Raw genomic sequence first — 25098 nt, 5'->3', positions numbered from 1 at the left:
GGCACCTCAGGCGTTGGCGAGCAATTCCCGGTTCTCTTCGATCAACCGCCGCACACTCCGCGCTTTTTGGCCGGTCAAAAGCTCCACATCGTCCGAGATCACTTCAAAAAATCCTTCCCGGATGGAAGCTTCAAATGTCACCATATCGTCGCTGTTCCAAGTGATGCCCATCACAGCCTGGTCGTCGATCGGCTTGCGCGGAATCCCCATGCCATCGAACATGGCATACATTCCTTGATCGTCGGTCTCGACGTAATCGATCGGTCTGCCAGAAATCTCAGAGAGAAGCGTCGCAAATTGGCTAAAGCCCAGCAGCTCAGGGCCCGTGATGTTATATGTCTTACCCGAGTGACCCTGTCCCGTAAGCACAGCGACGGCTGAATTGACGCAATCATCGCGCCAAACCGGCGCTTCCTTCCCACCCGCGGTGCTTGAGAGCCAAACCCCACTGCGGATGAAGTTGGGTCCCATGTTGATCACCATCGCGTCAGCGTAATGCTGATCGCGGAGGATGGTCCAATGCATTCCACTGCCCTTGAGCATCTGTTCGGTTGGCCAGTGATCATGCGCAACGATCGCGGGGTTGGTCGGACCTACTCCCACCATGCTGGTATAGACGGTATGGGTCACACCGGCAGCGGCGGCGGCATCAATTGCGGCCTTGTGCTGCGCGACGCGCGCGCCCACCCGCGTGCCGCTGATCAGGAGCATGCGCTCACCGCCGGCAAAGGCAGACACAAGGCTATCGGGATAATCGAAGTCACCAAATCGGACGGACGCACCGCGTTCGGATAGTTCCGCAAGCTTGTCAGGCTTTCGCGTGATTAGAATGAGGTCTTCGGCCGGAACGGTAGCGAGCAGTTTTTGAACCGCCGAACTGCCATATTGCCCTGAAGCGCCGGTGATGATGATTTTCATGACGTACCGTTCAATTGCATTGCGTGGCAGGATTACTGGAGATGGGTGATGGTGTCAGACGGCGGTTCATAAATGGCGCAAAGGGCCTTCTTGAATTTTCCGTTCTCCAAATGGTAATGGATGAACTGAGGCACTTCTATAACTTGACCCTTTGCTAACGCGAACAAGCGGCCAAGCCCACGCTCTGCAAACATGTCCGGAGTGCTGTCAGCAATACCCTCAAGTCTCACGACCGCCTCCAAGGCGACGGTGGCTTCGCCGGCGAGAAATCGCTGTAGCGTGATCGTTTCCTTGGTAACGGAATGGAAGAACTTATAGAACTCTCGGACTGCCTGCTTACCTTTGAGACAATATCCAGCGAAGACGACTTCGCAATCGTCGGTGAAGTGATCCAGCACGGCATCATAATTTTTTGCGTTGAAAAGACCGAGGTATTTCTCGTAGCCAGCGCGGTCCATAATAATCTCCCGATTTGATTTACGTCAGTGCGTAGTACCGCACGTGATTCCCATCGGCACGACGTTCGCCTATGCCCACGAATACATGTCGGGTGAGCCAATCATGCTTTCCGATTGGCGTTTCGAAACTCGGCTGGGCCCGGAGGTAGTATTCCTCATGCGGAACGGGCGGCCCCTTGTCGAATGCCCAATCGCGCAGTCGCTGCATGGTGCCGGGCTTTCGCCCCCACAGGAACCCGCGGTTGTTGACCAGGATGAGGGTGCCGTCGTCTTCTTCCAGCATATACCGGGCATCGAACACCGCTGCATCATCGGGGCGGAAGTAGGCGTAATCACCGCCCGAGTTCGGCACGGCACGGCCTTTCAGATTGGGACCGCTGAAGATCCCCTCATCGACGTAAACTGCCGAACGCATGCCTCCCATTGGGGTATTAGGAATGGCCTGAATGCGGGTAAATTTCAGTGTGACTTCAAGTGCGAACTCGAGCCGCGGATTGTCGAGGGTAGAATAGATCTGGTCCATCAGGCGGCCTCAAGTTCTGGTGAGAGGGCCCGACCAAGCACCATGTCAGCGGCCTTTTCCGCAATCATGATCGCCGGCGCGTTGGTGTTGCCGCGAATGATGTTGGGCATCACCGACACATCAACAACGCGAAGGTTTTCAAGCCCATGAACCCGCAATTGATCATCCACGACCGCCTTCGGGTCAGACGAAAGTCCCATGGCGCAGGTGCAGGAGGCATGGGCACCGCTCATTACAGTGGCGCGCAGCCAGGCGTCGATGGCGAGGTCATCCGCTGCCTCGGGACCGGGCGCGAGTTCGGTCGAAACATATCTTCTTGCCGGTTCGGTCGCAAAGAAGCGCCGCATGAACCGGACAGTTTCGCGGAGGGTTTGACGATCGCTTTCCTCGGCGAGGAAATTGAGCTTCACTTTGGCCAGATCGCGCGGATTGCTACTGGCAAGGAACACCTCGCCGCGGCTCGCCGGGTTGAGCAGCAGCGCTCCTGCCGAAATCTGGTGTCCCACGCCCTTGCGCCAGCCAGGGAACCAGGGCTTGGCCGCGTACGATACATGGCTGACTTGAAACTGGATGTCTGGCCTGTCCTGCTCTGGAGTCGATCGCAGGAAACCTTGAATGGTGAGGGGACTTTGGGCCGGTGTGCCAGTGCCGAGAAGCTGCCAGCGAACAAGATTGCGCGCCAATCGATCTAGGCGAAGGTCCTTCTCAAACGTATTCGGAAACGAAGAACCCCAGAACGTGAGCGCAATCGGGTGGTCTTGGAGATTGGAACCCACGCCCGGGAGGTTGACGATGGGGTTGATGCCTACGTCGCGAAGGTGGGCAGCGTCTCCGACGCCAGATAACATCAGCAGCTGAGGGGAGTTGAAGGCTCCGCCACAGAGTAGAACCTCTTTACGAGCCGTGAGGCGATGGAGCGTTCCATTCTGCTCGTACTCGATCCCAATCGCCCGTCGGCCAGAAAACAGAACTCGATGGACCTGGGCCTTCAATTCAACGCGTAGGTTAGGTCGGCGCAGGGCGGGAAGCAGATAGGCGCGATAAGTGCTGTGCCTTCGCCCCGCGTCGATCGTGCAATCGGGCATTCCAAATCCTTCCGGCTCGGCGACATTGAAGTCGCTGCTCGCCGAAAATCCCATGGCCTCGGCCGTGGCCATGAAAGCAGGGTAGAGTTCGTCGTGAGGCTTCATGGGGGTGACACTTAGAGGCCCGCGCCCTCCGTGTTCGGGACCCGCGCCGCGCCAGTTCGACTCCGCTCGCTTGAAGTAGGGAAGGATCTCCCGATAGCTCCAGCCAGAAAGGCCGGCATCCGACCAGCCGTCGTAGTCGGCGGCCGCTCCCCGTATGAACATGGTGCCGTTAATTGAACTACACCCGCCCAAGACCTTGCCGCGGGGGAGGGGTTGTCGCCGACCATCGAGGTGAGGTTCTGGCTCGCTGACATTGCCCCAACCGAATTTATCCATCCCAGCCACCTGCATCCAGGCAAGTGGCATCTGGACCAGGGGATGGCGATCGGACCCGCCCGCTTCGAATAGCGCAACGGCGTCTGCAGCCGACTCGCTGAGCCGAGCAGCGAGAACGCAACCAGCGCTACCTGCACCCACGACGATGAAATCTACTTCAGCCATGGCTCTCCCGATCGGAATTCCTGTCGCGCTGGCCGGTTTTGGCCTGACAATCGCACGGGATTGACCGTTCTTCTAGTCTAGACTAACACCGTAAGGGACGCCGACGCAAGAGCGCAATGGCCCGATGCGTGGCCTTTACTGGCGGTCCTCCGGAAGACAGGACCAGAGAGCTCGCTACTCGAGCGCGGGAGGAGACGATGTACCCGTTCAAGGAAGGCAGTTTTGCGCCGCGTAACGGATGGTATGTGGCCGCATTCTGTGACGAGATTGGCGAGGAGCTTCTCAGCCGGTGGATCTTGAATCATCCGGTCGTGCTCTATCGCAAAGCTGATGGCACCGCGGTTGCCGTCGAGGGGCGCTGCCCCCATCGTCACTTTCCCTTGGGTGCCAGCAAGCGAGTAGGCGATGCCATCCAATGCGGATATCACGGCATCACATTTGACTACTCGGGCAAGTGCACGTTCGTGCCCAGTCAGGAGAAGATTCCCGGCGTCTACACCATCAAGTCATATCCCCTTGTCGAGCGGGGCCTGTGGGCGTGGATATGGCCTGGCGATCCCGACAAGGCTGATGAGAGTCTAATCCCCTCGCTCGAGGAAATCGGTTACAATATTCCCGGGATGTATTCAAAACCGTTCTATTCGCATTATGTCGAAGGACGGTACCAGTTGTTAAACGACAACTTACTTGACCTTACCCATCTCGGTTATTTGCATGGCTCGTCCATTGGTACTGCCGACGACGCGGCTACGCCCGAGGAGCGGACGGTGGATGATCGTCGGATCCTGAGCCGGCGTGTCATGCGCAACGCCGATTTGCCTCCCGTTTTCGAAGGCCGCCCCGAACTTGAGGGAGCTGTCGATCGAGTGTCGGGAATGGACTTCTATTTACCCGGCTTCCACGCGGGGGTCGCCGAAGTGCACGCCAATGAATCCGAGCCCCGCGCTGGCGAGGTGTTGTTGGCAAGTCGTGTTTGGCATGCAGTAACCCCGGCCAAACGGCATTCGACCAATTACTTCTTCGCTATGGGCTCCATCAACCGAAGTGATGTTGACGGGATGGTCGAGTACCTCAAGCCCGTTGTTCAAGAAGATATCTTCGCAACCGTAGAAATAGAGAAAATCATTGCAACGGTGGATGAGCTACCTCCTGAGCTTATGCTCAAGAGCGATGGAACCGCGGTCTTGGGGCGACGCAAGCTTCAAGAGATGATGGACCAGGAGTCTACTGAGTAGCGTTTGCGCTTTTCGGTCGGAACTAACTGCAAATTTGGGAGACAACCATGTTGCCTGTTGGCGTAAATATTAAACATCCTGAAAAGCTCTTCATTGGCGGCCGGTGGGTCGAGCCCTTGAGCGGCAGTATGCTGACCGTGGTGTCGCCGGATAGCGAAGAACCTGTAGCGCGGGTAGCGGAGGCTGGACCGGACGATATCGACCGAGCGGTGGCGGCCGCGCGAGAGGCATTCGATCAAGCAAAATGGTCGAACCTATCCCCTCAGCAGCGGGGCGCTACTCTTCACAAACTCGCCGACGAGCTTGAACGGCGTTCAGGGGAATTATGCGCCGCGTGGACGGCACAGGTAGGCGGCTTGGTGACCTTTGCACCGATAATGACCGGCGGGGCCATCGCCGCATTTCGGGCTATCGCCGACTTGGGAAGTACCTTCCCGTTTCAAGAATCCCGGCAAAGTATGGCGGCCGCGGCAGCCTTCGTTGTTCAGGAGCCTGTGGGCGTTGTGGCGGCAATTGCCCCGTGGAATGCGCCTTTTGGCATCATGTCGTCCAAAGTTGCGAACGCCCTTCTGGCGGGATGCCCGGTGATCATGAAGCCTTCGCCTGAGACCCCACTTGAAGCCTACATCATCGCGGAGGCCGCTGAGGCAGCCGGGTTACCGGCGGGGGTGCTCAATCTGGTTCCGGCGGAACGCGATGCCTCCGCGCATCTCGTTGCCAATCCCGGGGTCGACAAGGTCAGCTTCACAGGATCGACCCTGGCGGGCAAAAAAATCGGTGAAGTGTGCGCGAGCCGGGTGGCACGCTGCACCCTCGAACTTGGCGGAAAGTCTGCCGCCATCATCCGCGAGGATTTTGCGATCAACGATGCCGCGGCTCTTCTGACTGGTACGCTGAACACGATGAGTGGCCAGGTGTGTGCCATGCTAACCCGCGCCATTGTCTCCAGGAAACGCCACGACGAACTCGCGGACGCAATTGCCCGCAACATGCGTGAAGTGGTGATCGGATATAGCCAGGATCCTGGTACCCAGTTGGGTCCCGTTGCGATGGAGCGTCAGCTCACCCGGATCGAAGGCTTCGTTGCCCAAGGGCAGTCATCTGGTGAGCTGGTAACCGGGGGCCGGCGTCCGGCGCATCTGAACAAGGGCTACTTCATCGAGCCGACTCTGTTCGCCAACGTCGATAATTCAAGCGAACTGGCTCAGGAGGAAATCTTTGGCCCAGTGCTGTGCCTCATCCCGGCCGACGATGACGATCACGCGGTTCAGATAGCCAATGACAGCCGCTACGGTCTCAATGGGTCCATCCTAACCCACGATGCTGGAGCGGCCTATTCGCTTGCGCGCAAACTTCGGACCGGGAGTATTGGACAGAATGGGCTGCGGATGGATTTCAACCTTCCGTACGGCGGCTTTAAGGAGTCTGGGATCGGACGAGAGGGCGGCGCTGAAGGGTTACAGCATTACCTTGAGACCAAAACCATTCTGCTAGATGCGGCTCCGTAGCTCGGCGGGCTAGCTCATTGTTGCAGGGCGCTCGTCGTTCGATGCGGGTCGCGCTAACAAAGTCGTCTGCGCGCGTCCTCATCAATGGCCGGCGAGCTTTTAGGCAAGTGCACCGGAGCACGAAGAGCGAACCCCACGCTGGTCATACGAGCTCGGCGATCGGCAGCAGCGGGGCAAGGTCCACGCGGGCGATGTCGTTCTCGCTGGGGAACGCCGTCAGCACCAGCGGGTCGTGCACCGGGATGAGGTGGTCGAGCGAGCCGCCCGCCAAGGCCAGCACCCGCTCCTGCGCCGCGGCGTAGGCGGCTTCGTCGATGAAGATCGGGAAGGGGATCTTGCGCGCCACGTTGGCGTAGAGATGTGCGGCGTCGCTGGCCAGGACCACGGGGCCGCGGGCGGTCTCGCACACCACCGCCTGCAACCCCGCGGTGTGGCCGTGGCACAGCCGCAGCGCGATGCCCGGAGCGAACTCGGCATCGCCGTCGTGAAACACCACGTGGTCGCTGTAGAGCTTCCCCACCAGTAGAGCGACCGGCTCGCCGTCGAACGGGCTGCGCACCTCGCGGTCGCACACCGCCCGGCTGGTGGCAAAGGCGAGCTCGGCGTCCTGCACGTGGAACCGCGCGTTGGGAAAGGTGCTCAGCGAGCCGGCGTGGTCGTAATGCAGATGCGTCAGGATCACGTCCTCCACCGCCAGATGGTCGATCCCCGCGTCGCGCAGGCCCTCGATTAGCGGCCGGGTGATGGTGCGCCCGCGGGCGCCGGAGTCACCGAAACCTGTGTCTACGATGGCCGGCGGATGCCCATGGCGATGGATCGCCCACACGAAGTAGTCGAGCGGCATCGGCACATCGTGGTCATCGACCGGGTGCGAAAAATTGTGAGCCGCCGTTCGCTCGTGCCGCGCGTAGCGGATCGCATCAATACGGGTGACGGGCGCGGCTATTTCCGGCCCCTCAGCTCGCTGCGGCGAGCGGATGAAGATCGGGTGGTCATCACCAGCCTGCAGTGCGAGCCAGTCAAGAGCCCCTGGTCGTAGACGGGTAAGTCACCGGGGCTTGTGCGCTCGGCCAAGGGGCCCGGTGCATGCAGTCTGTCCGCGGTATCGTATGGCACAACGGCCATTACCCCGTGGAATTTGCGGCGACCTCAGTCTCGCAGCCGCGGATCAAGGCACGAAGACTTTGCAGCAAGGCGTCTTCGACCCCCGACCGCAGATGTGCATCGACAAACTGCGCATTTGGTCCCGTGGCGAAAGCGGCCCATCCGGTGACCAAAGATTGGACGGCCGAATGCATCACCATTGCCTTGTCACGGGGGAGACCCCGCTCATGCAGTTGCTCTGTCAAATGGGAATGAAGTTCAGTGAGCCATTCCTCTTCCCACTTTGCTTGCAATAGAACAGCGGCGCAATCCCTAATGGTCAACTGAGCATGCCACAGCTCAAAGCCAAATGAATACAGCCACTCCTGCCAAGTATCTGCTCCCTTAACCTTGGCAAGGCAGTCATTCATTATAGATCTGGTCATTCGACCGAGCAAGAACTCCTTGTGAGCGATGTGCCAGTAGAGGGAGGGGCCCTTGATGCCCAATCTTTTTCCGAGCTTGCGAAAGGTCACACCTTCCAGACCGTCTTCCTGGAGGACCTTGAGAGCTTCGCGGACGATCATATCCTGGTTGAGCGCTTGTTCGGCCATGCAGTCTCATCAACGTAAATCGAGGGGCTGTCCAGTCGCTTAGCTAACGATGTAAGGGGCGCGGGGCGCTGTCTGTTTGCTTGGGATCATCGCCGGGCCGCTAGCCATGCTCCACGCGAGTTTGGAGGCAGCCCGGTGCATGACAATCTGGGACGCAAGGCACACAGCTGGGAAGGCTGGCCCGATATGCGAGGCGGAGTTACGTGGCGGCATCAACCTCCGCGAAGGCCTCTCGAGCGATCCGCGTCGAATCAAGGCCAGCCGGCATGCCGCAGTAAATTGCGACTTGCAGCAGTGCCTCGCGGATCTCGTCACGCGAAAGCCCATTCGTAAGCGCTGCCTTGATATGAAGTTTCAGTTCATGTGGCCGATTCAGGGCACTGATCATACCAATGTTGAGAAGACTTCGCTCGCGCCTGGCCAAGCCAGGCCGAGACCAGATCTCGCCCCAGCAATATTCTGTTGAGAGTTCTTGGATAGGCCGACTGAATTCGTCCGAATTTCTGAAAGAAGCTTCGACATAATCCGCACCCAAGATGTCCTTCCGCAGCGCAAGGCCGCGCTCATATCGCGTTTCACTCATATTCTTTTCCTTGATTTTGACGTCAATCTGTCGAGACGTCTGGTTTTTCAGTGCAATACTCAGGTTCATGCTGCGTGAGGTAAGTCCAGCGCGGGAAGGGTCGCCCGTCCCCGGATTAGGTCAGCCGCCTTCTCTGCCACCATCACCACTGCGGCATTGGTGTTTCCCGCCAGCAGGGTTGGAAATACCGACGCATCGACAACTCTGAGACCGTCGATCCCGCGCACCCGCAGCTGCGGATCAACGACCGCTTGCCGGTCGATTCCCATACGACATGAGCTCGTTGGGTGATGTATCGTTGTGACAGTCCGCCGGATGTAATCATCCCACTGATCATCGCTGCCGACAGCTTCGCCCGGCAGGATCTCGTGCGCATTGTACCGGTCAAAGGCAGATGAACGTAAAATTTTTCGAGCCAACCGGAGACCTGTGCGCAGCCGCGTAACATCGCTCGTCTCGGCCAGGAAATTTAAGTCGATCTGGGGCATTTCCCGTACATCGGTAGATGCCAAGGTCACCTGTCCAATGCTGTCGGGTTTTACGAGTCCGACAATGATACCATAGCCATGTCCACGGGGTAGCGCTTTAGGTTCAGCGTTGCGGTGGGCAGGCATCATGATGATCTGCAAATCTGGCCTGGGCTGATCAGGATCACTTTTCCAGAACCCGTGGGCTTCGAACAAGTTGCTCGCGATGGGCCCGGTTCGAAACAGCAGGTACTTCAGCGCGGCCAAGGCGTTGGGAATGGCCTTGCGCACCGATAGGCCGTACGAGGTGATGTCGTCGGTTCTCATCTGGATCGATGCCGCGGGGTGGTCTTTAAGGTTTTTGCCCACCCCGGGTAGATCAAGAATTGGTTCGATCCCGAGGTCCTTGAGCTCACCGGCGGGGCCGATCCCACTTCGCAGCAGTACCGTAGGCGAGCCATAGGCTCCGCCGGCTAGAATAACCTCCCGCGCGGCCCGCAGCGATTGGAGTTCGCCGGATACGTCGTACTGCACACCGATCGCCCGCTTTCCTTCAAACAGCACTTTGTGAACAAGCGCCCCGGTGATTACGGACAAGTTAGAGCGCGACCGTACGGGGGCTAGATAGGCAGTCGTCCCCGACTCTCGCAGACCTCTGCGAATTGTTCCCTGCCGGGTTCCAAACCCTTCAGGATCGGGACCATTGAAGTCGCTACATGTCTTGAGTTGCAGCCGGGCCGCAGCGTCAAGGAAACTATCAACGAGCGGGTTCACTGAGGGAATCGAGATGACATTCATCGGCCCGCCATGCCCATGATACGGGCTCCCGGCTAAGGCCTCATTGTTCTCGGCACGGATAAAATAGGGCAAAACTTCTGCGTAACTCCAACCCTCAGCACCGGCTTCAACCCAATCGTCGAAATCGCCCGGGTGGCCGCGGATGTAGACCATTCCGTTGATCGAGCTCGATCCGCCGAGCACCCGACCTCGCGGAAGTAAGATCTCTCTGTCAGAGCAGTGGCGCTGAGGCACGGTTTTCAAGCCCCAGCCGAGATGCGGATTGAGAATGGTAAAGGCCACTCCAGCAGGAACTCGAATGAAGAGGTTCACGTCGGGTGGGCCTGCTTCGAGTAGGCAAACCCGCACGCGGGGATCTTCACTCAATCGGTTCGCGAGAACGCAGCCAGCGCTTCCTCCGCCAACTATGACGTAGTCAAACTCGTGATTGGTTTCGGCCATGTCGAAATCTCGTCTCCAATAAGCTTCCAAGACCGTCGTGTATGGTGCGCGGACGTCAGCGATGCTGATTTAGGAGCGGCGCGTCAGGCAGCCGCAATAATTCCGCCGTCAACGGCTAGCATAGCGCCGTTGATAAAAGCCGCGTCCTCGCTCAATAGAAAGCGGATTGCGTGAAGGACATCGGCTTCACTACCAAGTTTGCGCATAGGTATTGTGGCGGCCCGCCGCTCGTATTCCTCAGAAGTTACGTACTTAAGCGCCCCAGGCGTAGGAACCGAGCCTGGCGCGACGGCATTTACGCGAATGCCTTGCGGGCCCAGTTCGGCAGCTAGCGAGCGAGTGAGGCTAGCGCTAGTAGCCTTAATAGCACTGTAGATCGAAGTATTCGGACGACCATGATATACGACAGGCGAGCTAAAATTGATGATCGACGCCGACCGACCCTGTTTCCTGTGACGAAGTAGGATCTGTGTGCCCCAGATAACGGACTTGAACCCCGCTGATGTCATTCTCTCCAGCGTTTCATCGGTCACGTCGTCAACCGGTTCATAAACGAGCCAGGAGGCGTTGTTGATGACCCCGTCGAGGCCACCGGCTGCCTCAGCGAATGCGGCGGCAGCCGCCAGATAACTCTCCCGGCAACCGACGTCGGTTTCGAACGCGTGTATGTTGCCCCCGGACCGGCGAATTTCCCCCGCGGTCTCTTGAAGCGCAACACCATCAATATCGGCAATGCCAACGATAGCGCCCGATTCAGATAATCCAGCTGCGATCGCACGTCCTAGCCCCTTAGCGCCCCCGCTAATGAGAAAAGCATAGCCATCAAACGATTGGCTCAAGACCCGTCTGCCGTGAGGTCGAGATCAAAGAATTTGGCGACGTATAGGCTGTCCATGTATTCCCGGACGTGGGCGATCTTCCGATCGCGCAGCTCAAACGCCCACGCGTAGAAGTTGCGATACTCGCGTCCGTCTGCGCGCTCGCCGATGGCACGGCACTCGGCCATTACAGTGTCACCGGATGACACCAGGGTGTCGACGTGAACCTTCGGGTCGCCAGGCTTGAAGGTTCCTCGCACTGGTCCGATGAACTCGCCAAGGATCCTGTCGCGACCTTCGTGGCGTCCTGCTCCAGGCACGCCGGTAATCATCGTCGTCCAAGAGGCGTCGGGGTGCATGTACTCAGCCACCTTTTTCAGATCGCCATCGCTGAGGGCGCTGAAAAAAGCCAAGACAGTGCTTTCATTGGAACTTTGTGAATCCGGCATTTGACGAACCTCGCGGACAGGGGGTTGGCGTAGTTCACTGGTTCCGCACGGCTTCTTATTGCCGTGGCAGGTGAAGACAGACATAAGTTTCAATCGCTTGGCTCGAACGTCTCAAAGCGTTGGGTTGTCCCATCTGGGACAATCCACCCGGCAGTGGGGCCGGCGAAATGTGAGCCGATCACGAGGGTCGGCCCTGACGAATGCCTTGAAACGAAGGCTTGGCGGGTGGCGACTGCCGTGGCTGGATCTTGGTCGAAATTGCCGACGTGATGCGGGACTGCGATCTGGACGGGGTGGTGAAGGATGTCCCCCGTTATGACCGCGCGCTCGCCGCCAGATTGTATGTACACCGAGCAATGCCCGGCGGTGTGACCCGGGGTGTGTTCCAAATGGATTTCTTCACACACCTGGTAGCCTGGTGCGTCGATAAACTCATGCAGCCCCGCTGCGATGATGGGTTCAATGGAGTCAGGGGCATGCATCGCATGCCAGTCGCCAACTTCTTGCAAGCTTCGCAGCTCTGCAAATTCAACGCGATCGAACAGGTAACGCGCGTTCGGGAACGTGGGAACCCACTGGCCTCCTACCCGCCTCGTGTTCCATCCTACATGGTCGTAGTGCATGTGGGTGCAGCACACCGTGTCGACTTCGTCCGGCGTAATTCCCGATGCGACAAGGTCGTCCAGGAAAGCGGTCTGCAAGTCGTTGAACACAGCAAAGTGGCGCTGCCGGTCATTGCCGATGCAGGTGTCGATCATCACTGTACGGCTCGGTGTCTGCACGGCGAAAGCTTGCCATTGGATCAGCATCTTTCCGTCGTCGGTGACGAAATGCGGCCTGAGCCAGCTGTGATATGGCTCAAAGATCTCGGGCCCGGCGTCGCGAAGCAGAACCGAGATGTCATCGGCGAATGAGGCAATCTCGACGATCCGGGTTATCCGGACATCGCCGACCTGCCAGTGCCGCACATTATCCAGCGCCACGCAGCGTCCCTCCCGTCAGCCAACTCGGATTCGAACCGAGCGGCAACTTGTCCGGTCATCTTAACTGGGAGGGCGCGGCTATATCAAGAGGAAAAAGTGCAGGTGATTATCACCACGTACGGACAAGCAGCTAACCAGGATTGCGAACTCGCCGCAGGTTCATCGCGAATCGGAAATTGGCGGCCTTGTAGTAATTGAAGGTGATTTCGGCCGGTCGGCCGTCAAGGAGGCGGTAGGTGCGCTTGATTTCAACCACGGTTTCTCCCGGCTCAATCTCCAGCCGTCGGGCGACCTCCTCTGGAACGGGCAGCGCTCGCAGGTCCTGCGTCACTTCCGTAATCGCTTCGCCATAAACATCCTCGATCAAAGCATAGATGGGCCCTGATCTGCGGCCGAGCAGTCGGGAAATGCCGGCAAATTCGGTGGCCACGTAGATCTCGACCGCGCAGATCGGCTGACCCTCGTCGAAGCGCATGCCGTCAATTCGCAACCACTGGTCGCCTGGTTCAACGCCCATACGTTCGGCGAGCGCAGGGTCGACGGAAACGGCATCCGCATGATCCGCGTACCGCGATTCTACCGAGTAATCGTGCAGATCCCCGATCGAGTTGACCTGATGGACGTAAACCTGGGGCCCACCGGGCTTCAGGATGAGAGTTCCTTTGCCTTGGTGGGACTCGACCAAACCTAAATCTCGCAGATGCCGGATTGCTTCCCTCACTGTGTGCCGACTGACGCCGAAACGGGTCACCAACGCGAGCTCCGACGGTAAAGCAGAGCCGACCGGATACGCGCCACGAAGGATTTCTGCCCGGAGCGCTTGCACAACCATCTGATAAAGCGGCGGACCCGCGTCCTGTGCGGCACCGGCCTTCCGGCTGACTTTTTCTAGTTTTTCCATCTGATCCGTCGCTGCGATCCCGCCCTCAAGGTCGATGGTTTAGTCAACTCGCGACGCGGTGGACAGCCCCATCCCTGCCGCCATCGACATGCCTCCACGATTAGGGATTGGCAACCGGCGAACCTTGCGATACTTATCCGTACATGTTGATTCCGGTCAGCCAGGTTTGACCCGTTGGGAGAACGCTGGCCAGATCGATTGCGCCTTGCTCCATTGCAGAAGAGTAAGGTCTAGTAGTGGGGGAAGCAGTGTTGGCGGTAGGCTTCATTGGCTTAGGCAACATGGGCAAGGAATTTGCTCTTCGATTAGCCGGCGCAGGTTATGAGTTGCATGTCCTCGATGCTGATAAATCGGTCAGACAGGATTGGTCTGCCCGGGGCTTCACGGTCTGGGATACACCAGCTGAGGTTGCTTCTGCCGCTGAGGTTGTATTCCTTAGTTTACCCGAACCATCTGTAGTTGAGACAGTGTCGCTCGGTTCAGCGGGTGTTCGCGATGGGTCTCGGGTAAAATACCTGATCGACCTGTCAACGACAGGTCCGGACATGGCATTGAAACTCGCGGCAGAGCTGGCCGAGAGTGGGATCACGCTTGTCGATGCGCCCGTAAGTGGCGGTGTGGCGGGGGCGAAGGCTGGAACTGTTGCCATAATGCTCGCCTGCTCCGAGGTAGACAAACAGGCCATTTTGCCATTGCTCGAGCAGCTCGGTCGGGTGTTCCATGTTGGAGAACAGCCGGGCCTGGGCCAAGTCGCCAAGGTGCTGAACAATACTCTTTCGGCGGGCTACATGTTGCTCGCCGGTGAGGCGGCTGCACTTGGTGTCAAAGCCGGGCTCGATCCAAAGTCACTGATCGACGTTTTCAACGCGGGCAGCGGCCGAAGCAGTGCAACTCTCGACAAGTATCCCAAGGCGATCCTCCCTGGGTCCTTTGATCTGGGTTTTTCGAACCGCCTGATGTTCAAAGATGTCGGGCTTTGCCTACGGCTGGCCGAGCAAATGGGCATTGAGCTACCGGTCGCTCGCTCTGTTGGTAGGGAGTGGCAGGCAGCGATGATGCAGGAAGGGGAAGACGCCGACTTTAGCACCATCGTTCGCAAGGCCGAACGTGAGTGCGGGGTCGAGGTTCGTGCCCGTCGCAACTCGATCGGTGCTTCGGCCATTCCCAGCTCGCCGACGCTTTGAGGTTCGGAATTGCGCTTATATGGCGGTCTTCGATCGCTCCGCAGACTAACGATGTTCGAGTTGCCCGGACAAGCCTACGTCAGTGTAGACATCGCAATTGACGGGGTTGGGCGGGGCCGACCACCACGGGAGGGCTAACCATGGAACCTACAGGAATTTGGAATGACCGGTTGGCACACCTGTCGGCGGTCATCGAGGAAGATATCGCCAAGGGACTTTATTTCGGAGCGGTCGTTCGCGTCGCCCGCCACGGTCAAGTACACTTGGAGCGAGCGCTGGGCTTTGCTGACGCCGGCGGCGCGGTTCCGCTGTCTACCAAATCCGTTTTCAGCATTTTCTCCACCACCAAGGCTTTCACCAACATCCTGGTACTGCGCGCGATCGAGCTAGGGCGATTTGCTCTAACCACTCGCATCACCGAAATTATCCCAGAATTCACTGGCGCGCCGCGGGACCAGGTCACCTTTTTGCACTTGCTGACACACACGACCGGGATGCCCGGGGTGTGGGTCGCTAAGCCCGACATGTACCTCGATCGCCTCGACGAGATGGTCGAAGCGATTTGCCAGAATGTGCACGGCGCAATCGAGCCAGGGAAACGTTGCGACTACGCGCCCCTCGCCAATCATGTGCTGATGGGTGAAGCGCTCCGGCGAACGGACCCGGCCGGGCGTCGCTTCGCTGAAATCTTGCAGGAAGATCTTCTGACGCCCCTTCGCATGGTCGATACATCGATGGGCTTGCGGGCCGACCTGCGGGACCGACACGTCAAGCCTGACATGCGCGGGACTGTGCCCATAAAGCACCTCAGTCGAACCTTGCCTGGAGATCATGCATTCTTTGACGAAGAGCACGTTGAAGCCCCCCACGTCGGTTGCGTCTCGACGGTTCCCGACCTGTCGCGGTTTGCTGAGATGCTCCGGCGCGGAGGTGAGTTAGACGGCGCGCGCATCCTGTCGCCCCGAACGATCCGTGTGGCGCGGAAGGTGTGGACAGGCGAATTGCCGAATGAGCTCTACCGCGGGGTGGCCGTGCGAGCAGGCTGGGAAGCTGCGCCGGCCTACATGGGGCTGGGCTTCAATGTTCGTGGCTCCGGCATGGTCCACCACCAACTGGGGACCCTGACTTCGGCGGAGACTTTCGGCAACTACGGGGCTGGGACATCCTTGTATTGGATAGACCCGGAACTGGACCTCACATTCACCTTCCTGAGTGCTGGGCTCATGCCTCAGGCGGGCAATATTCAGCGCTTCCAAAAGCTTTCAGACGTCGCCGTTTCGGCGTGCATCTGAAACTCACGAACCTGGCTTTGTAGGCACATCATCGCACGTCCAGGCGACGCGCCCGGCCAGCTCTCAAGGATCGCTGACCGGCTCCCTATCACAGTTAGGGAAATTTGTTGACACGTCCGGACAAGCTGATAGCTTCCGGCAAAATTTCGCCGCTAAACCGGCCGGGAATCGAGAGGGAGATCATCATGAAGTTCGTTCCAGCAATCTCCAGGACCGCGCTCGTCGCGGGCTTGCTAGCCGCTAGCACCCCAGCGTTCGCGCAGGAGGGTGGTCAGTCGACGGATTCACCGGAGCCTGTAGTTTCGGCTGAGGAAGATGGCGTGGGGGAGATTGTCGTCACCGCGCAATTCCGCGAACAGAACGTCCAAGACACACCTTTGGCGATTACCGCGGTTAACGCCGCTCTTCTTGAGGCGCGCAGCCAGACCAACGTAACGGAAGTTGCGAACCGAGCTCCTAGCGTTCAGCTTTCGACTGGTGGGCAGGGCGGTGGCGCGCAGACCGCTGCGGTCGCGATCCGTGGTATCGGCACGACCGACTTCCAATTTCCCGTCGAGCCAGGTGTCGGCATTTACATTGACGATGTCTACTATGGCATCTCCTTCAGCTCGTCATTTGACCTGGTGGATCTGGAGCGGGTTGAGATTTTGCGCGGCCCTCAGGGCACGCTCTCGGGCAAGAACTCCATCGGCGGTTCGATCAAGCTATTTTCGAAGAAGCCGGGCCCTAATGCCGACGGCTATGTCGAGGGGACATACGGCGCGTTCAATCGCGTGTCGCTCAGGGCGGCAAGTAATTTTACGCTGCTGGAAGATCGGCTCTACGCGCGTCTGACCGGCCTGGCGCGGCATGTGGACGGATACTTCGACCGATTGGACTACAGTTGCGTCACGGGACGCGATGCGCCGGGGGGCGTATTCGCAACGCCTGCCGAAAACTGCAAGCTTGGGACCGAAGGTGGACAAGAGATCTACGCAGTTCGCGGCGCGCTGCGCTGGATAGTCACCGATGATATCGAAAATACCCTCATCGCCGACTTCAATGAAGATCGGTCTGATTCCTCACCGCAGAAGCTGATTCTTCAGCCGGCGTATCCCAGCGGGAACAATTATCTGACAGGACCCGAGGATTATACCAACTACGCAACTTACACTGGTTTTCCGGGAACTGCGCAGCAATACTCGGTGCCCGCCATCAGCTATGCGCGAAACTGGGGTGTTTCAAATACGCTTGAAGCTCGCTTGTCCGACGTGCTTTCCCTGACGTCGATCTCGGCCTACAGATTTTCTTCCGGTCGAAACAATTGGGATGGCGACGCAGCCCCGGAGTCCCAGTTCGCCAACATAAATACCTTCGACCACGAGCAGTTTACGCAGGAACTGCGCCTTTCGGCCCAGCTGGGCGATTTCTTCTATGCGACGATCGGTGGCTACTACTACGACGCCAGCAGTCACGTAGGGGGCCGCATCAATGTGGAGGTCGTCGGCCTTGACTTTGCCTACAACGATCCGTTCGAGCAGACGTCGAAATCTGCATTCATTCACGCGGTTGTACATCCGACCGAGCGGCTGAACATCACTGGTGGCTTGCGGTACACCGCAGAGGATAAGACCTATACGTTCACCCGGTACAGCGCGATCCCGGGAATTCCCACGAATCCAGCCGTCGCACCGCTTGACGGGGTGACCAGGTCGTTCTCGGGCGACCAATGGGATTACCGCGTCGCGGTCGATTACGAGATCGTCGACGACATTCGGCCATACGCCCAGCTTTCTTCGGGCTTCAAAGGCGGCGGTATCAATCCCCGTCCGTTCTTCGAATCCCAGGCGGTCGTGTTCCAGCCGGAAACAGTGGTTTCCTACGAAGTCGGCATCAAGACGATGCTATTCGATCGCAGGGTCCGGCTGAACGCAGCTGCCTACCATACGGATTATAAGGATTATCAGGCGCAGCTCCTGTTCTGTCCGGCAATCTCGCCCCCCGGCTTGGGCAATCTGTGTGCGGCGACACAGAACGTTGCGGATGCCGAAATCGAAGGGGTCGAGCTCGAGGGAGACATTAGACCCTTTGCTGGTTTCGCAATCGACGGGTCTGTCAGCTATGTCGACTTCCGCTTCACGCGCACCGATCCTGCAAGTTTCCTGACGACGGCGACCGAACCGCAGTTCTCGCCGAAATGGAAGTACGCGATCGGAGCGCAATACGAGGTCGACCTCGCGGACGCTGGTTCGGTTACGCCGCGACTGGACTGGACTTATCGCTCGTCGATGGAGAGCAATGCCATCAATGGAGTGCCCGGTTTTACAATGGGGCATGTGGACTCCGTGGGGCTCTTGAATGGCCGGATCACCTATCGCACGGCAGATGACGTGTGGGAGGCGGCCCTGGCTGTCACCAACATCACCGACGAGTTCTATTACACCAACAAGTACGACCGTGAGGCCGCGTTCGGAAATGTCTTTGGACAGCCGGGCAGGCCTCGCGAATGGCAGGTATCGCTCAAGCGGAAATTCTAAACCTCGATGAACGGGAGCGCCTTGGGCATAGGCGCTCCCGTCTCTGACGTGTCGGTGCGGATTCCCAACGGTGCAAAGTCGAGCGACGTTTACGTTGAGGGCAGGGGTATCAAGACCTCCACGGCATCTTCCATGATGTGGCGTCCGGGTCGATCCGACCTAGGCCCGACGACAATGGTCATAGCCGGAGACCTCGGCATCGAGTGCAAAACGAGCGCCGTGCTATGAAAATCTACGCCGCCGACAAGTCCGAGCTGATGCAGGTCAGCAAGATCGAGCGGAAGGGCGACGATCTGGTGCTCAAGGGCAAGGTGTTCGGGACCATGCCGATGAGCGCCACGCTGACCCCCGTGCAAGCCCGCGCGTTCCTCAAGCTGTTGACCCCGCGGCTGATCCTGTTCCTGCTAACGCTGCCGTTCCGTAAGGGAGCCAAGTGATGCGCCGGCAGTGCAAGACCATACGGGTGGCGGCGCAGCAAGTGCGATCGGCTTCGTCACCGCCGAGAAACTCGCCCGCGAGGGCAGGGAGTAGCTGACATGCGGAATCCTAACGGCGTAAGTCCGAGCGATTTTAGGGCAGCACTGGACGCTTTCGCGGCGGTGGTTGGCAAGGAATGGGTTTTTTCGACCGAAGCCGATCTCGAACTCTATCGAGACGACTATTCGCCGGTGAAGGGGAAGCCCGAAGAGCGGCTCGCGTCCGCTGCTGTTGCTCCCGAAAGTACCGAGCAGGTGCAGTCTATCGTTCGCATCGCGAACAAATACAAAATCCCCCTCTATCCCATCTCGACCGGTAAGAACCTCGGTTACGGGGGGGCCGCACCCGTCATGACCGGTAGTGTAGTACTCGACTTAAAGCGCATGAATCGTGTCCTCGCGATCGATGAGGCGCGATGCTTTGCTCTTGTGGAACCAGGCGTAAGCTATTTCGACCTGTATCATCACATCCAAGAGAAAGGCCTCAAGCTCTGGATCGATTGCCCCGACCCTGGCTGGGGCAGCCTCGTGGGCAACGCACTGGATCGAGGCATCGGGTACACAATGCCCAATGTACGGAATCACTGGGAAGCCCACTGCGGCATGGAAGTAGTTCTGGCGAATGGGGATGTGATGAGGACCGGCATGGGCGCTATGCCTGAGGCCGACAGTTGGCAGGAGTATCGAAGTGGTTACGGGCCGATTGTCGACGGCCTCTTTAGCCAATCAAACTTTGGCATCGTGACAAAAATGGGTTTCTGGCTGATGCCGGAGCCCGAAGGATATCGCACTGCGACAATCGAGGTGCCTCGGTATCAAGACCTCCACGAACTCGTGCGGATCTTCAATTTCGTAGAGAACAGCCGCCTTTTTACGGGCATGCCCTACCTCGCGAGCCCCTTGCTGAATGTGAGTAACCTCCCCGAAGACTTGGGCATGGAAACCCGGGACAGGCCTCCCATCTCCCCCACGCCCGAACACCAGGCTCTGATCCGCTCTGCGGCAGTTGGATACTCGGACGAGCTTGAGCGCTACGGAATAGCCAATCAAATTCCATATTGGTCGCTCAGGCTGGGGTTTTATGGTCCTCTGGATGTAACCGCCGCCCAGTGGGAAGCAATCAAGCGCCGATTTGGTCAGATTCCCGGCGTCAGGTTCCAGGACGGGAAGGCAGTACCGCTTCCTGTCTCGGCCGAGCTGCACGATGACGTCCATCACGCAGAACTGGGGATTCCCAGCTTGGAAATCTTCCAGCTGATTGTTCGCAGGTCGTTCAACCCGGCGGGCTCCGAAGGACACATCGGATTTTCGCCCGTCATTCCACGGACGGCACAGGCGATTTTCGATCTCAATCGCGAACTCGGTCCTGTGCTGAGCCAGATGCAATCGGGTTGGAGTCAGGGATTTATCTTGCCGCACCTCTACTGGGAGCGATCTTTTGTGTGTGTGATCGGTCTTCTGCTAAGTACAGAAGCCAAAAACAACGAACAGATCATCGACTTGTACAAACAGCTAGTGGCTAAGGCGGCTGAAAATGGTTGGGGGGAGTATCGCACCCCAATCATGTTTCAAGATTTGGTCGCGCGCACTTACAGCTTCGGCGATCACGCCCTGCTCAAGTTTCAGGAAAAACTGAAGGACGCCACTGATCCGAACGGTATCTTGTCACCTGGCCGGTATGGAATTTGGCCGGCATCCTTGAGGGCGGCTAAAGACCTCTAGTTCCGGCCGACCGCGGACCGCCAGTCATGGAATAGTAGCCTCGACCGTCTACTGGGCTGTCCAGCCCCCATCGATTGGCAGCACTACGCCGGTAATGAAGCCAGCGGAGGGAGAGAGCAGAAAGCAGATCGTTTCTGCGACTTCCGCCGGACTGGCCATTCGCCCCAGGGGATGCGCCTTGGCAATTTGGCCGGCGAGCTCTTCGTAGGTGTCATCGGTCAGCTGCGTGGCCTTCCGGACGAAGCCGGTGTCGACAGCTCCTGGTGCAACCGCGTTGACCCTAATGTTGTCCCCCGCATGTTCGATTGCCAGCCCCTTGGTGAACATGACGATTGCACCTTTTGTGGCACCGTATGCCACCTGATTGGCGGCTCCGCACAGGCCGGAGATCGAAGACAGGTTGACGATCGCGCCGGCTCGCTGCCGAACGAAGTGAGGTAGGACTGCCTGGGCAAACAGCATCATGCTGCGAACGTTCACGGCGAAAAGGTCATCCCACTCGGCTGCTGTGGTTTCCGTTAGGGGCTTAAAAAGGAAACGAGCGGCGTTATTGACCAAGCCGTCTATTCGGCCAAACCGCTGAAGCGCGAGTGCGACTGCCGCGTCAGCTGTTTCGACAGCCGAAACGTCTGCTTGCAGGGCCGCGACGCCCTCGTCTTCCGCAAACACACTTTCGATCGCATCGTCGACATCGACGGCGACTACTTGACTGCCTGACGCTCGCAAAGCGCGGACTACCTCCGCGCCCACACCAGCTGCGCCGCCGGTCACGATCACGACGTGGTTCTTCATACCGTCTACCTTAGGCAAGGTCTTTCTCCCTGAATCGAGCTGTAGGGCTCAGCCCTTGCGCGAAGACCATGCGGTTCCTGGCTATGATAATTCTATCGCTGCCCGTGGACGATGGAGGAACACAAAGGCAGTTACGGTCACGCCGGGACGCCTGTTTCCTCGTTGACCACGGCTGCGGCATCGCCATTCTCAGCATTGATCAGCTGTCGAATTACCGATCGCATTTGAACCGGCCCCACATCGGCCGTCGTGATCACTTCTTTGCTCGCCGGGGTGGTGTCCATGACCTGCTGCTGCGCCTCGATCATCTCGCGATCTTCGGTGAACGCCATCATCGCAACTTTGAACATGCCATCGGCCATTTCGTCGCCACCGTCGATGCTCCGCGGGCCCCACGAGAAGAAATAGCGCGAGCTTCGTTCGCGCATCGCGGTAACCGCCTGGCTAGTGAAATTAGCAGCTAGAGGCTCGCCCTGCGGTGCCGAAACGCGATCCTCAGGCATGCCTTCGAGAGGATAAGTCGCGCTGTACATGAGCAAGATTCCGGGCGCGAGAAAGTCGTAGCTCTGCCACAGAGCCGTCGCCGAATTAGACGTCACCAAACCTGTGGAAGTCGGAGAGCCAGCCTCCTTCAACGCCTCTTCGGAGGGAAGCCAGCGCGATACGCGGATCCCACGGGGGATGCGCCGGACGGTGGGGCGGTATCGAGCCCACGCCTCAGTCGCGCCGAAGGAGTTGGCGTGGACGAACGAGAGATGCGAAAAGTCAGTCAGGTTGTCGTTGATGAGCTGATAGTTCGCAACGTAATCCATGTAGCCTGAGCGGAGCACATAGTCCGCGTTATCGAGACCAACTGCAGAAGGAATGAGGCTGACGTCAGCTGCCTCGGGATCGCCCATCCAGATCCATATCCAACTGTCCTTTTGTTGGGCTGGATAGGCGCGCACGAAAGCGGTGTTCGGAATCTTGTCCTGTCCAGGAATCTCGATGCACTGGCCGGCAGGATTGAATTTGAGCCCGTGATACATGCATCGGAGATTGCAGCCGTCTTCGAGCCGCCCCTTGGAGAGCGGAGCAAACCGGTGGCAGCAGCGATCTTCAAGAGCGACCACATCGCCGTTGGCTTGTCGGTAGATGACAACCGGTTGGTCGATGATGGTGATTGTATAGAGGCTCTCTGGAGTAATCTCGTAATCCCAAGCCGCCACGTACCAACAGTTCTTCAGGAACATCTCACTCCACTCCTATCGCCTGGTTTTGCTCATTTTTTTTGGCAAAACTGAACTACTTTGGTTTCACAGACAGGAACTCGGACAACTGAGCGAGTTCGGCATCCGTTATTTCGGTTTTACGGAAGCGCGGCATGGGCCCCACGCCATTGCGCACGAAATAGGTGATGACCTGAGGCGACAAATCAGTACGGTTCGTGAGAACTGAGCGGGCCTTGTCGCCATATTTGACTTCAAGCGCGAGGGTTCCAGGCATTCGAGGCCCATCGGAATGGCAAGTCGCACACCATTTTTCATAGACCGCACTGCCGGTAGTAGCGCCGACTGCAGGGGAGCGGCCCGGGCTGGCCGATCTCTCGCTGCCTTGTGCCACACCGGATAATGCTGCGACAAAGCCAATGCCCGTGATGAGGAATAGGAATTTCATCGGTTATGCCCTCCTGCCGCCGGCGATGTCTTGCGGAGCAATCAGCCAGCGGCACAGCTCTCCGCCGTGCGCCGCTGTCTGGAGATCGCTGCGGGCAATCACGCGGTGACGCGCATCCCAGCCAAGGCGCTCAATACAGAATAGCGCCGACGGGGAGGTCACGCCTCCAATAATGCGGGATTGGGACGACCACACGCCGTACAGGTGCTGATACCACGCGGCGGTTATGTCGCGTTCAAAAGGTGCAAGTGGGACCTCAAGCTCGTGCGCCCACTCGGTCGCCAAATCCACCGCTTGATGGGTGCGCGCGTCGACCATGATCAACGTCGGTGTGAGCAAGGGCGCTGAACCATTCTCGATTGATGGGTAGCCGGCTGCCGGCGCGCTAAGGGACCCCAGTAGCGCCAGCGTCCCGGAGCCGTGCAGAAAGCTTCGTCTGTTCATTGCCGCTCCCTATCACCTACTACTGCCTTCACATGTCCGGACATGCTGGCGTGAGTGATGCCCTATGTCAATTCCCTGAGCGAGCTCACCCGGTCCGTTCGCTACACTTTCAATGCGCAGAGCCGCGTAACCTCCGCAGTGAGTTCCAGATCAGCACCTTAAAGCTCGGATCAAATCACCGTAGCCCAGACGTACGTACAACGTGGGCATAACGTGCGATCGTTACAGCCCCTCGCACCGCTGCTTTCGCCGTGATCGGCCCAAAGGAAACTTCTCGCCGTCCCATGCGGTTGTTCGAGGCCGGAGATACGACCCGAAGGTCATCCCTCTGATCGCATCGGAGACTCGATTGCCCTTCTCGTGGAGTCATAATCGAACGGTGTTAGGGACGCAACAACCTCCGTTCGTACCGTGGGGCGATCGATGATCAGCGGCTCACCTGGCCACCGCGAAATGGTCGAGCAGATCGACTCGATGTGGGATTCGATCGATGTGTGCGTCAGCACAGGTCAGTGTGGAGCAGGCTCAGTCTATTGCAGCGCCGGCTTGCCTACGGTTGCAGCTGCCGCTTTCGTGCTTCGGAAGTGGCTGCCGGTCTGCGGCCCGACACGCCACAATCCTACCGTTGTCCGGTTTCAAGCGGCCTGGGGTATGCCCAACTACCGCCTCACGCCCACAGATGGCCGATGGGAGTTCGAAGGCAGTGCGACAGGAAAGCAGGTGGCGGCGAAGATTCGCCGAACAGACGTGCGATCCGGATCAGCTCATTTCCCAGTAGACGAGACCATTGGAGTGGACCGATGATGCGGTTACGCGCAGCGATCCCTCCTCCAGGAAACTGCGAGCCATGAGGAACTCTCCCCAGCGGGTCAGCCCGACAATGCGCCCAGCCCCGTTTAGCGAGCGCATTGCCCGCCAGCCGCTGGCCTCGTCGGCTACGATATCGATGCTGGGTCCGAGCCGTGCACGAGCGAATTGCCGGCTCAGGTGGTCGCGACCGTCGAACACCACCAGTTGGGGGCCGTCGGACCCCTTGGCGAGGGCATCGGCGCTCAGAATGCCTGAGGCCACCAGCACCGAGCCTTTCAGCACGCCGCGGCGGCTGATCACTGACAAGTGCTCCATCACGGAGTCCGCTTGGCGAGATAGTCGGCGATTCGCGCAAGTTGTGCGTCCGACACCTCACCTTTTGATATGGCCGGCATGTTGCCTAGGCCTGCGCGCACTACGACAGTGACGAACGCAGCAGGCAGGTTCGGCCGGTCCTCAAGCATTGCGATGCCGGGATCCATCCGCCGCGCCAGGATGACCGTGCCCATGCCCATCTGGCGATGGCACATGCTGCACTTCTCGACGTAGAGCGCCTCGTCGGGCGAGCGCGACGACCGGTCCTGCAGCGCGCCGCGGAAGGCATTCTCGATGCTGGTCCCCGGCGCGTTCAGTGATGCTGCGGGAGCTTGGGCCCAAGCAACCGCGGCGATCGCCGCCGAGGCTGGCACTAGCGCCCAGCATGAGAGCACTCTTCGCGAAATGCGCTTTCGCTGCGTACTGGCTCAATGTCCACCGGTCGGGAGGTTCGCGCCCGACGGCGATTAATCCCATGGAT

25 protein-coding genes are annotated in these 25098 nt (G+C 58.8%); 7 read left to right on the top strand and 18 right to left on the bottom strand.

Features of this window, described 5'->3' with window-relative positions; genetic code table 11:
- Positions 1 to 6: 6 nt before the first annotated feature.
- Genes ACWPMZ_RS11065 through ACWPMZ_RS11050 form a run of 4 tightly spaced genes read right to left on the bottom strand, consistent with a single transcriptional unit; the run spans position 7 to position 3530 of the window.
- Positions 7 to 918 carry an NAD(P)H-binding protein gene (locus tag ACWPMZ_RS11065; protein ID WP_455704063.1) on the bottom strand — a complete coding sequence of 304 codons (912 nt, stop codon included), beginning with the start codon at positions 916 to 918 and terminating at the stop codon, positions 7 to 9.
- A 32-nt stretch (positions 919 to 950) separates the two neighbouring features.
- Entirely contained in the window at positions 951 to 1376 is a 426-nt protein-coding gene (locus tag ACWPMZ_RS11060) for a nuclear transport factor 2 family protein (protein WP_455704062.1), read from the bottom strand.
- A gap of 19 nt (positions 1377 to 1395) precedes the next feature.
- Complete coding sequence (locus ACWPMZ_RS11055) at positions 1396 to 1899, bottom strand: DUF3237 domain-containing protein (RefSeq protein WP_455704061.1); 504 nt, start codon at positions 1897 to 1899, stop codon at positions 1396 to 1398.
- Positions 1899 to 3530 carry a GMC family oxidoreductase gene (locus ACWPMZ_RS11050; protein ID WP_455704060.1) on the bottom strand — a complete coding sequence of 544 codons (1632 nt, stop codon included), beginning with the start codon at positions 3528 to 3530 and terminating at the stop codon, positions 1899 to 1901. Before ACWPMZ_RS11050 ends, ACWPMZ_RS11055 begins: the two co-directional genes overlap by 1 nt.
- Before the next feature lie 197 nt (positions 3531 to 3727).
- Here ACWPMZ_RS11050 and ACWPMZ_RS11045 point away from each other — a divergent pair, with 197 nt between their 5' ends.
- On the top strand, positions 3728 to 4765 hold the full coding sequence (locus tag ACWPMZ_RS11045; RefSeq protein WP_455704059.1) for a Rieske 2Fe-2S domain-containing protein: 1038 nt from the start codon (positions 3728 to 3730) through the stop codon (positions 4763 to 4765).
- Positions 4766 to 4812: 47 nt separating this feature from the next.
- Complete coding sequence (locus ACWPMZ_RS11040) at positions 4813 to 6273, top strand: aldehyde dehydrogenase (protein ID WP_455704058.1); 1461 nt, start codon at positions 4813 to 4815, stop codon at positions 6271 to 6273.
- 142 nt (positions 6274 to 6415) lie between these two features.
- Here ACWPMZ_RS11040 and ACWPMZ_RS11035 read toward each other — a convergent pair whose 3' ends face one another.
- From ACWPMZ_RS11035 to ACWPMZ_RS11000, 8 genes are all read right to left on the bottom strand, one after another.
- Positions 6416 to 7117 (bottom strand): N-acyl homoserine lactonase family protein, encoded by a 702-nt coding sequence (locus tag ACWPMZ_RS11035; RefSeq protein ID WP_455704057.1) that lies wholly within the window; start codon positions 7115 to 7117, stop codon positions 6416 to 6418.
- A gap of 280 nt (positions 7118 to 7397) precedes the next feature.
- Positions 7398 to 7970, bottom strand: coding sequence for a TetR family transcriptional regulator (locus ACWPMZ_RS11030; RefSeq protein ID WP_455704056.1), 573 nt, complete (start codon positions 7968 to 7970; stop codon positions 7398 to 7400).
- A 199-nt stretch (positions 7971 to 8169) separates the two neighbouring features.
- Entirely contained in the window at positions 8170 to 8622 is a 453-nt protein-coding gene (locus ACWPMZ_RS11025; RefSeq protein WP_455704055.1) for a carboxymuconolactone decarboxylase family protein, read from the bottom strand.
- On the bottom strand, positions 8619 to 10259 hold the full coding sequence (locus tag ACWPMZ_RS11020) for a GMC family oxidoreductase (protein WP_455704054.1): 1641 nt from the start codon (positions 10257 to 10259) through the stop codon (positions 8619 to 8621). The genes ACWPMZ_RS11025 and ACWPMZ_RS11020 overlap by 4 nt, the downstream gene beginning before the upstream one ends.
- An 83-nt stretch (positions 10260 to 10342) precedes the next feature.
- Positions 10343 to 11098 carry an SDR family NAD(P)-dependent oxidoreductase gene (locus ACWPMZ_RS11015; protein ID WP_455704053.1) on the bottom strand — a complete coding sequence of 252 codons (756 nt, stop codon included), beginning with the start codon at positions 11096 to 11098 and terminating at the stop codon, positions 10343 to 10345.
- Positions 11095 to 11610: a nuclear transport factor 2 family protein gene (locus tag ACWPMZ_RS11010; RefSeq protein ID WP_455704052.1), complete on the bottom strand. Its 516-nt coding sequence runs from the start codon at positions 11608 to 11610 to the stop codon at positions 11095 to 11097. Before ACWPMZ_RS11010 ends, ACWPMZ_RS11015 begins: the two co-directional genes overlap by 4 nt.
- A 5-nt stretch (positions 11611 to 11615) precedes the next feature.
- Positions 11616 to 12509, bottom strand: coding sequence for an MBL fold metallo-hydrolase (locus ACWPMZ_RS11005; protein ID WP_455704051.1), 894 nt, complete (start codon positions 12507 to 12509; stop codon positions 11616 to 11618).
- A gap of 130 nt (positions 12510 to 12639) precedes the next feature.
- Complete coding sequence (locus ACWPMZ_RS11000; protein WP_455704050.1) at positions 12640 to 13410, bottom strand: GntR family transcriptional regulator; 771 nt, start codon at positions 13408 to 13410, stop codon at positions 12640 to 12642.
- A gap of 251 nt (positions 13411 to 13661) precedes the next feature.
- Here ACWPMZ_RS11000 and ACWPMZ_RS10995 point away from each other — a divergent pair, with 251 nt between their 5' ends.
- The 5 genes from ACWPMZ_RS10995 (at position 13662) to ACWPMZ_RS10975 (ending at position 20600) form a co-directional block, all read left to right on the top strand.
- A complete protein-coding gene (locus ACWPMZ_RS10995) occupies positions 13662 to 14594 on the top strand; it encodes an NAD(P)-dependent oxidoreductase (RefSeq protein WP_455704049.1) in 933 nt (310 codons plus the stop codon).
- A gap of 140 nt (positions 14595 to 14734) precedes the next feature.
- Positions 14735 to 15886, top strand: a complete 1152-nt coding sequence (locus tag ACWPMZ_RS10990; RefSeq protein WP_455704048.1) for a serine hydrolase domain-containing protein — start codon at positions 14735 to 14737, stop codon at positions 15884 to 15886.
- A gap of 185 nt (positions 15887 to 16071) precedes the next feature.
- Positions 16072 to 18402 carry a TonB-dependent receptor gene (locus tag ACWPMZ_RS10985; protein WP_455704047.1) on the top strand — a complete coding sequence of 777 codons (2331 nt, stop codon included), beginning with the start codon at positions 16072 to 16074 and terminating at the stop codon, positions 18400 to 18402.
- A 224-nt stretch (positions 18403 to 18626) separates the two neighbouring features.
- Positions 18627 to 18839 (top strand): hypothetical protein, encoded by a 213-nt coding sequence (locus ACWPMZ_RS10980; protein WP_455704046.1) that lies wholly within the window; start codon positions 18627 to 18629, stop codon positions 18837 to 18839.
- Between the two features lie 99 nt (positions 18840 to 18938).
- Entirely contained in the window at positions 18939 to 20600 is a 1662-nt protein-coding gene (locus tag ACWPMZ_RS10975; RefSeq protein ID WP_455704045.1) for an FAD-binding oxidoreductase, read from the top strand.
- Positions 20601 to 20648: 48 nt separating this feature from the next.
- Here the strand turns inward: ACWPMZ_RS10975 and ACWPMZ_RS10970 are convergent, their stop codons facing one another.
- The 6 genes from ACWPMZ_RS10970 to ACWPMZ_RS10945 all read right to left on the bottom strand — a co-directional run bounded on the left by ACWPMZ_RS10970 (position 20649) and on the right by ACWPMZ_RS10945 (position 24991).
- Complete coding sequence (locus ACWPMZ_RS10970; protein ID WP_455704044.1) at positions 20649 to 21392, bottom strand: SDR family NAD(P)-dependent oxidoreductase; 744 nt, start codon at positions 21390 to 21392, stop codon at positions 20649 to 20651.
- 137 nt (positions 21393 to 21529) lie between these two features.
- Positions 21530 to 22624 carry an aromatic ring-hydroxylating dioxygenase subunit alpha gene (locus ACWPMZ_RS10965; protein WP_455704043.1) on the bottom strand — a complete coding sequence of 365 codons (1095 nt, stop codon included), beginning with the start codon at positions 22622 to 22624 and terminating at the stop codon, positions 21530 to 21532.
- Between the two features lie 52 nt (positions 22625 to 22676).
- The gene (locus ACWPMZ_RS10960) at positions 22677 to 23048 is read right to left on the bottom strand and encodes a c-type cytochrome (RefSeq protein ID WP_455704042.1); all 372 of its coding nucleotides are present in this window, start codon (positions 23046 to 23048) and stop codon (positions 22677 to 22679) included.
- A gap of 3 nt (positions 23049 to 23051) precedes the next feature.
- The gene (locus ACWPMZ_RS10955) at positions 23052 to 23492 is read right to left on the bottom strand and encodes a hypothetical protein (protein WP_455704041.1); all 441 of its coding nucleotides are present in this window, start codon (positions 23490 to 23492) and stop codon (positions 23052 to 23054) included.
- A gap of 759 nt (positions 23493 to 24251) precedes the next feature.
- Positions 24252 to 24602, bottom strand: a complete 351-nt coding sequence (locus ACWPMZ_RS10950; RefSeq protein ID WP_455704040.1) for a hypothetical protein — start codon at positions 24600 to 24602, stop codon at positions 24252 to 24254.
- A 14-nt stretch (positions 24603 to 24616) separates the two neighbouring features.
- Positions 24617 to 24991: a c-type cytochrome gene (locus ACWPMZ_RS10945; protein ID WP_455704039.1), complete on the bottom strand. Its 375-nt coding sequence runs from the start codon at positions 24989 to 24991 to the stop codon at positions 24617 to 24619.
- Between the last annotated feature and the right edge of the window lie 107 nt (positions 24992 to 25098).

The sequence above is a fragment of the Tsuneonella sp. HG222 genome (assembly GCF_053819185.1).
Note: the sequence above shows the minus strand (reverse complement) of the source record. Positions and strands in the feature narration are given on the sequence as shown.

What these genes read in the sequence shown, in the direction of transcription:
- ACWPMZ_RS10960 (WP_455704042.1), bottom strand. Translation starts at nt 23,048, where the DNA reads ATGAAATTCCTATTCCTCATCACGGGCATTGGCTTTGTCGCAGCATTA.
- ACWPMZ_RS10965 (WP_455704043.1), bottom strand. Translation starts at nt 22,624, where the DNA reads ATGTTCCTGAAGAACTGTTGGTACGTGGCGGCTTGGGATTACGAGATT.
- ACWPMZ_RS11045 (WP_455704059.1), top strand. Translation starts at nt 3,728, where the DNA reads ATGTACCCGTTCAAGGAAGGCAGTTTTGCGCCGCGTAACGGATGGTAT.
- ACWPMZ_RS11025 (WP_455704055.1), bottom strand. Translation starts at nt 8,622, where the DNA reads ATGAACCTGAGTATTGCACTGAAAAACCAGACGTCTCGACAGATTGAC.
- ACWPMZ_RS10980 (WP_455704046.1), top strand. Translation starts at nt 18,627, where the DNA reads ATGAAAATCTACGCCGCCGACAAGTCCGAGCTGATGCAGGTCAGCAAG.
- ACWPMZ_RS11020 (WP_455704054.1), bottom strand. Translation starts at nt 10,259, where the DNA reads ATGGCCGAAACCAATCACGAGTTTGACTACGTCATAGTTGGCGGAGGA.
- ACWPMZ_RS11010 (WP_455704052.1), bottom strand. Translation starts at nt 11,610, where the DNA reads ATGTCTGTCTTCACCTGCCACGGCAATAAGAAGCCGTGCGGAACCAGT.
- ACWPMZ_RS11000 (WP_455704050.1), bottom strand. Translation starts at nt 13,410, where the DNA reads ATGGAAAAACTAGAAAAAGTCAGCCGGAAGGCCGGTGCCGCACAGGAC.
- ACWPMZ_RS11055 (WP_455704061.1), bottom strand. Translation starts at nt 1,899, where the DNA reads ATGGACCAGATCTATTCTACCCTCGACAATCCGCGGCTCGAGTTCGCA.
- ACWPMZ_RS11035 (WP_455704057.1), bottom strand. Translation starts at nt 7,117, where the DNA reads ATGCCGCTCGACTACTTCGTGTGGGCGATCCATCGCCATGGGCATCCG.
- ACWPMZ_RS11060 (WP_455704062.1), bottom strand. Translation starts at nt 1,376, where the DNA reads ATGGACCGCGCTGGCTACGAGAAATACCTCGGTCTTTTCAACGCAAAA.
- ACWPMZ_RS11065 (WP_455704063.1), bottom strand. Translation starts at nt 918, where the DNA reads ATGAAAATCATCATCACCGGCGCTTCAGGGCAATATGGCAGTTCGGCG.
- ACWPMZ_RS11050 (WP_455704060.1), bottom strand. Translation starts at nt 3,530, where the DNA reads ATGGCTGAAGTAGATTTCATCGTCGTGGGTGCAGGTAGCGCTGGTTGC.
- ACWPMZ_RS11040 (WP_455704058.1), top strand. Translation starts at nt 4,813, where the DNA reads ATGTTGCCTGTTGGCGTAAATATTAAACATCCTGAAAAGCTCTTCATT.
- ACWPMZ_RS10970 (WP_455704044.1), bottom strand. Translation starts at nt 21,392, where the DNA reads ATGAAGAACCACGTCGTGATCGTGACCGGCGGCGCAGCTGGTGTGGGC.
- ACWPMZ_RS10990 (WP_455704048.1), top strand. Translation starts at nt 14,735, where the DNA reads ATGGAACCTACAGGAATTTGGAATGACCGGTTGGCACACCTGTCGGCG.
- ACWPMZ_RS10985 (WP_455704047.1), top strand. Translation starts at nt 16,072, where the DNA reads ATGAAGTTCGTTCCAGCAATCTCCAGGACCGCGCTCGTCGCGGGCTTG.
- ACWPMZ_RS10955 (WP_455704041.1), bottom strand. Translation starts at nt 23,492, where the DNA reads ATGAACAGACGAAGCTTTCTGCACGGCTCCGGGACGCTGGCGCTACTG.
- ACWPMZ_RS10975 (WP_455704045.1), top strand. Translation starts at nt 18,939, where the DNA reads ATGCGGAATCCTAACGGCGTAAGTCCGAGCGATTTTAGGGCAGCACTG.
- ACWPMZ_RS11030 (WP_455704056.1), bottom strand. Translation starts at nt 7,970, where the DNA reads ATGGCCGAACAAGCGCTCAACCAGGATATGATCGTCCGCGAAGCTCTC.